At 45.6% G+C, this 9357-nt stretch carries 2 protein-coding genes; both read right to left on the reverse strand.

Annotated elements, in window-relative coordinates:
* On the reverse strand, positions 1-7757 hold a 7757-nt coding region (locus FXF70_RS18885), incomplete at its 3' end, for a non-ribosomal peptide synthetase (protein WP_148780896.1).
* Positions 7758-7776: 19 nt separating this feature from the next.
* Positions 7777-9357, reverse strand: a 1581-nt coding sequence (locus FXF70_RS18890) for a condensation domain-containing protein (RefSeq protein ID WP_262368882.1), incomplete at its 5' end; no start/stop codon positions are given.

Consider the following 9357-nt stretch of genomic DNA (forward strand, 5'->3'; position numbering starts at 1 on the left):
AGAATGCCGATGCGGTCTCCCGGTTTTGTGCCGCTGGACATAAGTCTTGCGGCGACTGTATTCGCCCGGTTGTTCAGTTCTTCATACGTCCAGCTTGACCCGCAGAAGGATGCGGCTTTTTGATCAGGTACTTCTTGTGACCTCGCCTCAATCAATGCATGAACCGTTTGATCTGTCGGGACATTTAGGATAGGTCCTGACCATTCATCAAGCAGATGTCGCTCTTCTTCTTTGGTTAAGATGGAGATGGTTGAGATCGGCTGATTCAATTTCACAAGCATTTCGTCTATGATTCGCTCAAAATATTGACTCCATCGCTGAATGGTACTCTTTTTAAATAGTGCCGCTGCATATTCAAAGCGCAAGCCCATTTGATCTTGTTCCTCAAAGATGCCGAGCGTTAAATCAAACTTTGCCTGAACGGCTTCTTGCTGTCTGTGTGAAAGCGTAAGTCCATTCAAATTCGGTAACGTCAGATCACGCTCATCCGTTGTCATCATGACACTAAACAACGGGTTGCGGCTCGTGTCTTTCGGAAGGTCTAACTGCGCGACCAAATCCTCAAACGGGAATCCTTGATGTTCATAAGCTGATAGATTGTGATCTTTTATTTTTTCTAGCAGATGCTCTGCAGTTTCTTCTAACTGAACGTCGTGTCGAAGGGCCAGTGTATTCACAAACATGCCCGGAATCCGTTCGATTGACGCATGTGTACGTCCAGCCGTTACAGCCCCTATGACGATGTCATGCTGCCCAGTCAATTTATGAAGGAGAATGGCAAAGGCCGTTTGCATCACCATGTTCAAACTCACATTTTTTTCAGCCATGAGCGCTTTGATATGCTGCGCCTTTTCAGCAGACAGCCATCTATCCACCCGGTCTCCTGCAAATGACTGCACGCTAGGCCGCGGGAAATCAAGCGGAAGTGCTAAGTCTTCTGGCGGCTGTGCATATTGCTCCAGCCAATACTGCCGCTGTTTTTCAAGTGCTACTTGCTGCTCTTCCACTTGCTGCCATACCGCATAATCCTTGTAGTGCAATTGAACTGGCGGTAACGTCTTATGCTCATACAACTCCGCTAATTCTTGAATGAGCAGACTGCGTGTCACCCCATCTGCGATGATATGGTGCATATCCATCATGAACACATATTTGTCATCAGACAGCTTTGCCACTTTCGCTCTCATTAGAGGTGCTTGATGTAATGAGAATGGGGTCATGAAGTTGTCTACGACGGATTGTACCTGATCGCTTTCTACTTCAACCATCTGTAACGTAAACGGCACACGGCGATAAATTTTTTGGACGGGACTGCCGTCAATTTCAACAAAGGCTGTTCGCAATGACTCATGTCTATCAATTAAAGCTTGAATTGCTCCTTCTAGCTGCTTCAGATCAAGGTTTCCTTCCATCATGAAAACGGCTGGCATATGGTAGGTGACGGATTCTGGATGCAACTGCTGTAATACGTACATTCGCTTTTGTGCGGAAGAGACTGGATAGAAATCTTGCTTTTCCGCTGGCTGAATGGATGTGACGAGCGAAGCATCAGCTTCTTCCAAATAGGCAGCTATCTCCCGTATTGTTGGCTTTTCAAAAAGAACCTTGAGTGGAACATGCTGGTTCAGTTTGGCTTGCATGTTCGAAATGAGCACCATGCCTTTCAGAGAATGCCCGCCTAATTCAAAGAAATGGTCATCAATGCCGACTTTTTCAATCTCAAGAACATCTGACCAAATATCACAAAGCGTCTGCTCAAGCGCCGTTTCTGGTGCTGCATGTGCCGTGCGATTCATATGTGCCTCATGAGGAAGCGGCAGAGATTTCACATCTACTTTTCCGTTTTGCGTCAGCGGCATATTATCCACTTTGACAAAATAAGTAGGAATCATGTAATCCGGCAGTGTCTCTGAAAGCTTTTCTCTAAATGTCAGCGTTCCAATGTGATCAGGTGCTGTATAATATAACGCCAGCTCCGGTAAACGAGACGTGTTGATCACTTTGACATACACTTTTTGAATGGTTGAAAGGGCACGTGCGGCATGCTCAATTTCTTGTTTCTCAATTCGATAACCGCGAATTTTCACTTGATCGTCTACTCTTCCAAGGAATTCAATCTCCCCATTTGCATGCTGTCTAACCAAATCTCCCGTTCGATACATCCGCTCTTGAGGGAAATAAGGATTTTCAAGAAAACGCTCTGCTGTTAATTCAGGCTGATTCAAATAACCTTTTGAAACACCATCACCTGAAATGTAGAGCTCACCCGGTGCGCCATAAGGGACAAGGCGCTGCTCACGATTGCATACGAGCGCTCTTGTATGAGCAATAGGCTTTCCGATGATAGAACGCTCCTTTAAAGCATCCAGCTCATGCGGTGTCATTAGCTTGCTCACTGTACCAATCGTTGTTTCTGTCGGACCGTAATGGTTCATTACTGCCACGCATGGATGCTGCTTCATAAATGTCTCAACATCTTCAGAGACAATCGGTTCTCCTCCCAATACCACAAGCCGTAAAGCGTCAAATGTATAACCCTTTGAATCTGCCATCATATGAAATAAGGATGGTGTCATTTTGATATAAGTCAGCTCTTGTTCATCAATAAAACGCATGAGACGTACAGGGTCTGTATACACGTCTTCACGAGGAATATAGAGTGTCCCGCCTGCTTTTAGAACCGGGAAAATGCTTGTGTAACCAAGGTCGTATGCATAAGAAGACAGGAGTGCCGTTCGATCGCATTCTTGTAAAGTCACTTCATGTATCAACCAATTGACGTAGTGTGATAGATTACGATGCGTGAGCTGTACACCCTTTGGCTTCCCTGTTGTTCCAGATGTGTAAATCACATAAGCCAGTTGATCAACCGATACGTCCGGGAGGTCTAGAGAATCGTTTCGTTGGACGGCTTTCTCCACATGTACGACCTGAATCGACTTGAGATGCTGATAGGAATCGCCAAGAGACTCATTAGCCACAATGACTTTTGCCCCTGAATCTTTTAATGTGTAACGAATACGTTCCGCAGGAAAAGCTGGATCAATTGGTACAAATGCACCGCCCGCTTTCATTACACCTAGTATCGAGACAATGACATAGACAGAGCGATCAAGAATAAGTGCGACTGTGCTTTCTTTCTCTACGCCTTGCATCTTCAGCTCACTGCAAAGAGCATTGGACATGCGATCCAGTTCACGGTAGGTCAGCTTCCTTTCACCATCCATCACCGCAATGGCATCAGGCGTTTCCATGGCTTGACGTGAAAATTGCACATGGTACGGCTCATGTTGACCTGTTTGTTCTCCATCCCTTTTCTCCAGCCGCTCCATTTGCTCATGCTGATCCAAGAGGTTGAACAAGCCAATTTGTTCATTCGGATGCTGGACCGCCTCACGAATAATCGCAAGAAGATGTGTTCCGAACCGACGGATGGTTTCCTCTTTAAATAATGCCGTTGCATAGTCTAGGCTTAGTTTTATTTCTCCCTCACGCTCAAATGCTTCTAGAGACAGATCAAATTTGACGGATCGGTGCTGCATTGCATAAGGCGAAATGTTCAGATTGCCGAGCTTTAGTGCAGGAACATCCATGTTCTGCATATTAAACGAAACACTAAAGAGCGGGCTTCGGGTTGTATCACGATCAAGCGGCAGACGCGCGATTAACTCTTCGAGCGGATAGCTTTGATGTGCAAAAGCATCTACACTCGTTTCTTTTATTTCTTCAAGCAGCTGTAAAAATGACTTTGTTTGTTCCGGTTTTCCGCGCATCGCAATGGTATTGATGAACATCCCTGGCATGTCCTGAATATCTGGATGTGTTCGCCCCGCAACTGGAGATCCGACAATGATATCTTCCTGTCCGCTGTAGGATGCGAGCAGCACTTGAAATGCAGATAACAAGAACATGTACAGCGTCGTATCTGTATTCTTGAGCAGTTCATGAATACGCTGAGTTGTCGCTTGATCACAGCCAAACATCACCCGTTCTCCAGAAAAATCACGTTCCACTGGACGCGGGTAGTCTGTCGGCAAATCTAAAACCGGTACATCTCCTTCGTATTGCTTCAGCCAATACGCTTCATGCGCACGCTGTTTCTCTGTTTCTTCTTCACTTAACTGCCAGACAGCGTAATCTTTATAATGAATGGCTCTTTCTGCAAGTGCCTCTCCATCATAGGCTTTCGCCAAATCCTGAATGAACGTCTTCATGGAACTGCCATCTGTAATCAGGTGATGTGCTTCCAGAACTAAAAGATGACGGTCGTCACTCACTTTGAGCAGCTGTGCCCGCAGGAGGGGAGCGGCTGTCAAATCAAACGGCGCCTGACGTTCAGCAAGAAATGCCTCGGCCTCTTCTTCCTTTACATCATGGACAGGGAGATCAAATGCCGCTCTTTCGTGTACCCTTTGGACGATGTTCTCGCCTTTCATATGAAAACTCGTTCTTAAGATTTCATGCGTTTGAATCAACTCATCAAATGCTGAGGTGAGCCGCTGATGATCGAGCGTACCTTCAAGCGTTAATACGATCGGAATATGATAGTTCGTACTCTTAGGTTCAAGTGTTTGTAAAATGTATAAGCGCCGCTGAGCTGGTGACACTGGATAGTCCTCCGCCTTCGCTGCCGGTAAGATCGGATGTCCTTGTTCTTCTTGACCGTCCTGGTCAATGTATGACGCAAGCGATCGAACCGTTGGCTTTTCGAATATCACTTGAATCGGAACTTCCTTTTGGAACACTTCTTGGATTTTGGCTGACATCATCATTGCTTTGAGTGAATGTCCGCCAGTCATGAAGAAATGCTCATCTATTCCCACCGCTTTCCCAAGCAGTTCCTCCCAAATTTGAGCAAGCGCCTTTTCCGTCTCAGTTTCAGGTGGAATGATCCTGATTTCTTCACGATCAGCTTCGTCAGGCGTTGGTAAAGCTTTTCGATCAACCTTTCCGTTTGCGGTAAGCGGAAAAGCATCTAGCTTCATGACGTGATGAGGTACCATATATGCTGGCAGTGCTTGATGAAATAAAGCCCGCACCTCTTCTTCTCTGATCGTTCCCGTATAGTAAGCGGTCATTTCTTTTTCTTCTGAAGGAGACGCATGGATGAGCACAACCGCATCATCGATCCCCTGCTCTTGTTGAAGAATCGTTTCAATTTCACCGAGCTCAATACGGAAACCACGGATTTTCACTTGATCATCTGTCCGTCCGAGGAATTCGATTTGACCATTTGAACCGTACCTAGCCAAATCTCCTGTTCGATATAAACGCCCTTCTGCCTTGAAAGGATCAGCGATAAATACTTGCTTTGTTAATTCTGGACGATGGAGATATCCTCTTGAGACACCGTCACCGCCGACATACAGCTCTCCTGGCGCACCAATTGGCTGAAGTCTTTGATTGTCATCTAAAATGTAAGCGGACGAATGATTGATCGGCTGACCAATTGGAATCGTGCCCGTTTCATCCCCTCTCACCTCATAAATGGTTGAGATGGTGGTGTTTTCTGTTGGGCCATACGCATTCAGTAAAACAAGTGATGGATGATATTTCTTCACAAGCTCTGCACTTTTCACATTGATCACATCACCGCCTGTGATCAATTTGGACAATCCTTTAAACATATGCGGTCGCTGCTGAGCGAGTTGATTAAACAAACCTGTCGTTAAAAAGAGCGACGAGATTTGATTCGTTTGGATAAAGCGTTCAAACCGGTTGATGTCCAATAACGTGTCACGGTCAACAGGATAAAGCGTTGCACCGTTCATCAGTGTGGTGAAAATTTCAAAGGTAATGGCATCAAAGCTGACTGCTCCTGTATGTGCCATACGATCCGACTTGTTCAAGCCCAGTGTCTCCTGAGAACAAGCCAATCTGACAATATGCTGATGCTCAATTTGAACACCTTTTGGCTGGCCGGTTGACCCCGACGTGTACATGATATACGCCAATTGCGAAGGAGAGGTCTCGACTTCGAATGGTCCGTTGGAATGATTCGATATGTCCGACACATGAACGGCTTGGATGCTTTCATGAACTGGCGGCTGGCTGTCCGCATAGAGCAAAACGGATGCACCGCTGTCTTCAAGCATAAAGCGGATTCTATCCTCTGGCTGGGCTGGATCAATTGGTACATAAGCAGCCCCTGCTTGAAGAACCGCTAAAATGGCGATCACTGCTTCAGCAGATCGATTCATATACACTGCGACGGCATCTTCTTGTTTCACTCCGCTGTCAACCAAATGACCCGCCACACGATGGATTTCCTGGCCGAGTTCTTCATAGGTGAATGCCCGCTCTCCTTCGACTAACGCCAGCTGGTCTGGCTGCGTTTGAATGCGTTCTTTCAGAAGCTCAGGGATAGACAGATGCTTTGGATAATCTCGTTCTGTCTTGTTCCATGCTTCAATCTGCTGTTTTTCTTCTTCGGTGATACACGTCACGTCATGAAGGCGAACTTCCGGATTCTCGATGATCTGCTTCATGAGGTTGGTCAGGTGTTTCGATATTTTTTCAATGACCTCTTCCTCAAAAGCCACCGCATTGTATTTGATTTTCAATGTCCATGTTTCACCTGGATATACGAGGACATTTAGATCGAAATTCGTTTGTTCAAATCCGTCTTTTACATCAATGGAAAACCCTAGACGTTCCGACATGGTGTCACCAGATAGCTCTTGATCTAAAGGATAGTTCTCAAACCCGACCAAGTGATCGAAGAGTTGTCCTCCTGCAGCTGTCTGTTGCTGAATGTCATAAAGCGGCATAAAATCATAGTTTTCCGCTTCCAGCGCATGCTGCTGAACTTTTTGAAACAGCTGTTTGAAGGTGTCTTCCTGATCCATTTCTACCCTGACCGGTATTGTATTGATAAAAAGCCCTGCCATCTGTTCAATACCAGCAACACTTGGCGGCCTTCCAGATACGACTGTTCCGAAAGTGACATCATTTGTAGCATGGTAAGTGCCTAAAAGAACCGACCAAACAGCCTGGAATAGATTTGGTGCTGTCACTTGGCAATTCCTTGCGATCTCTTGAATGCTGCTGACCATTTCAGCATCCCATGTGAACGTCCATTCCTGATGGTCATATTGTCCGTTCGCTTCTTTTTGCTGCAAAAGCCCTTGATGCTGAATCGCACCGTCTAAGCGATCCTTCCAATAGCCTTCCGCTGCTTGTTGATTTTGCTTGCCAAGCCACTGAATATAATCTGCATAAGGTTTTCCTTGTGAGCGATCCGGCGTTTTGCCGTTCCGATAAGATTCGTAGTAATGAAACAATTTCTTCATCAAAACTCCCATGGACCAACCATCCATGATGATGTGATGGTTGCTCCAAATGAGATGCCAGTTTGTTTCATTCAGATGAAAAACAGCGACCTTCAATAACAAATCATTCGTTAAATGGAAGCCTTGCTTTCTCACTTGCTTTTTATATTGATCTAGTACCTTTTGCTGTTCCTGATGATTCAGGTGAGATAGATCCTCTCTATACACATCTAGATTGCGCTCTGCCAGTACAACCTGACGAGGCTTCTGTAATTGCTGATAGACAAAGGCTGTACGGAGAATGTCATATGTGCCGATGAGCTCATTGAGACTTTTTTCAAAAAGATCGAGATCAAACTCCCCTCTTATTCCAAGCTCCAGCTGTGTGAAATAAGAGGACGAATTAGGGTCTAGCATGGCATGATATAACATGCCTTCTTGCATTGGTGTTAAAGGATATACCTTTTGAATCTTCTGTTTGCTCATAGTCCACCTCTTCGTTTGCTTAAAATATATCCATTAGCTTTTCAAGTTCATCCATGGTCAGGTCATCGTCTCCTACATCACTAGGCGTAATTTGCGCTTCATCTTGTGATACACAATGTGAGATGAGTGCCTTCACGTTCTTTTCTAAAAGGTCCTTGAACTGTTCCATCGTTTGCTCTTCGAATTCAAGCTGGTGATATGAAATCGTCATATGGAACATGCCCTGTTCTATGAAACCAACAATATCTAATGCATGAGGTTTCTCTGATTCTGGACTTAATGATTGACCTGCCTGCCAAGTGGATCGACTTAGTTCACCCCCGCCAATCTGTTCATCAAACTGACCAAGATAGTTAAAGCTGATATCTGGCGTGACATCAAATGCGAGACCGTCCTTCATTTTGTCAGGCGTTAAGTATTTTAAAACGCCATAGCCGATTCCCTTGTTCGGAATGTGTCTGAGCTCTTCTTTCAAAAGCTTGATTTGATACGAAAGATCCTCCGCATGCGACAAATCAAGTAGCACAGGATACATGCTCGTAAACCAGCCGATGGTCCGCGACACATTGACCGCCGGAAGGATGTCTTCCCTTCCATGTCCTTCAAGGTGAATAAAGTGTCTGTCTTCTCCTGTCCACTCTTTCAGGGTCAATCCTAAAGCGGTTAGCAAAATGTCATTGATTTCCGTATGGTACGCCTCATGTACTTCTGTCAGTAGACTGCGTGTTTCTTCCTCAGACAGCGTAAAGCGAATGGTTTTTGTATGCAGCATTCTTTGATCCTCTGTAACATGATCCTTTTGCAGAGGTGCAGTTAAATGCCCAAGTACCTTTTTCCAATAGTCCCTTTCTGCCAGCAGCTCATCTGACACTGCATATTCCGTCAACTTCTGGGCATATGCTTGGAATGAATGTGTTTTTTCAGGAAGTGTCAGCTCCTCCCCACGCTTCGCCTGCTCATAAAGAGCCATGAAGTCTTCAAGGAAAATACGCCATGACACACCATCAATGACAAGATGATGTACAACGAGCAATAAGTGATCTCCATGATCCGTACGGAAAATCGCAGGTTTGACTAACGGTCCCTCTGTTAAAGAAATACTCGCCTGCACTTCATTTGCCAGCTTTTCTACGTGCTCGATTTGCTGTGATCGTTCTCCTTGTACTTCTATCACGTCCACCGCTACATCGTTTTCGTCTACTCCACGATGACGCTGGATGATGCGTCCTTCTTCTATCGGATAAACCAATCGCAAAGCATCATGATGGGTCATCATCTGCTCGAGCACTTGCTTGACAAGCGCTTCATCCAAACCATTTGCCGCATGGAGCATAACGGACTGATTCCAATGATGCTGGCTGCTGAAGTTCCGTTCAAAGAACCAGCGCTGAATTGGTGTTAAAATGACCTCTCCTTCCACAGGTGATTGATCGGCTGTGAGAAGGTCCGCTTCTTCGATATATGGGCGAAGCTCCGCAATCGTTGGATATTGGAAAAGCAGCTTCATATCGAGCTTCCAGCCCTCTTGCGTGAGTCTGCTTGCCATTTGGATGCCTTTAATCGAATCTCCGCCAAGGAAGAAGAAATGGTCGTGAATACC

The organism is Bacillus sp. Y3 (assembly GCF_008123875.1).
Classification (GTDB): Bacteria; Bacillota; Bacilli; order Bacillales; family Bacillaceae; genus Bacillus; species Bacillus altitudinis.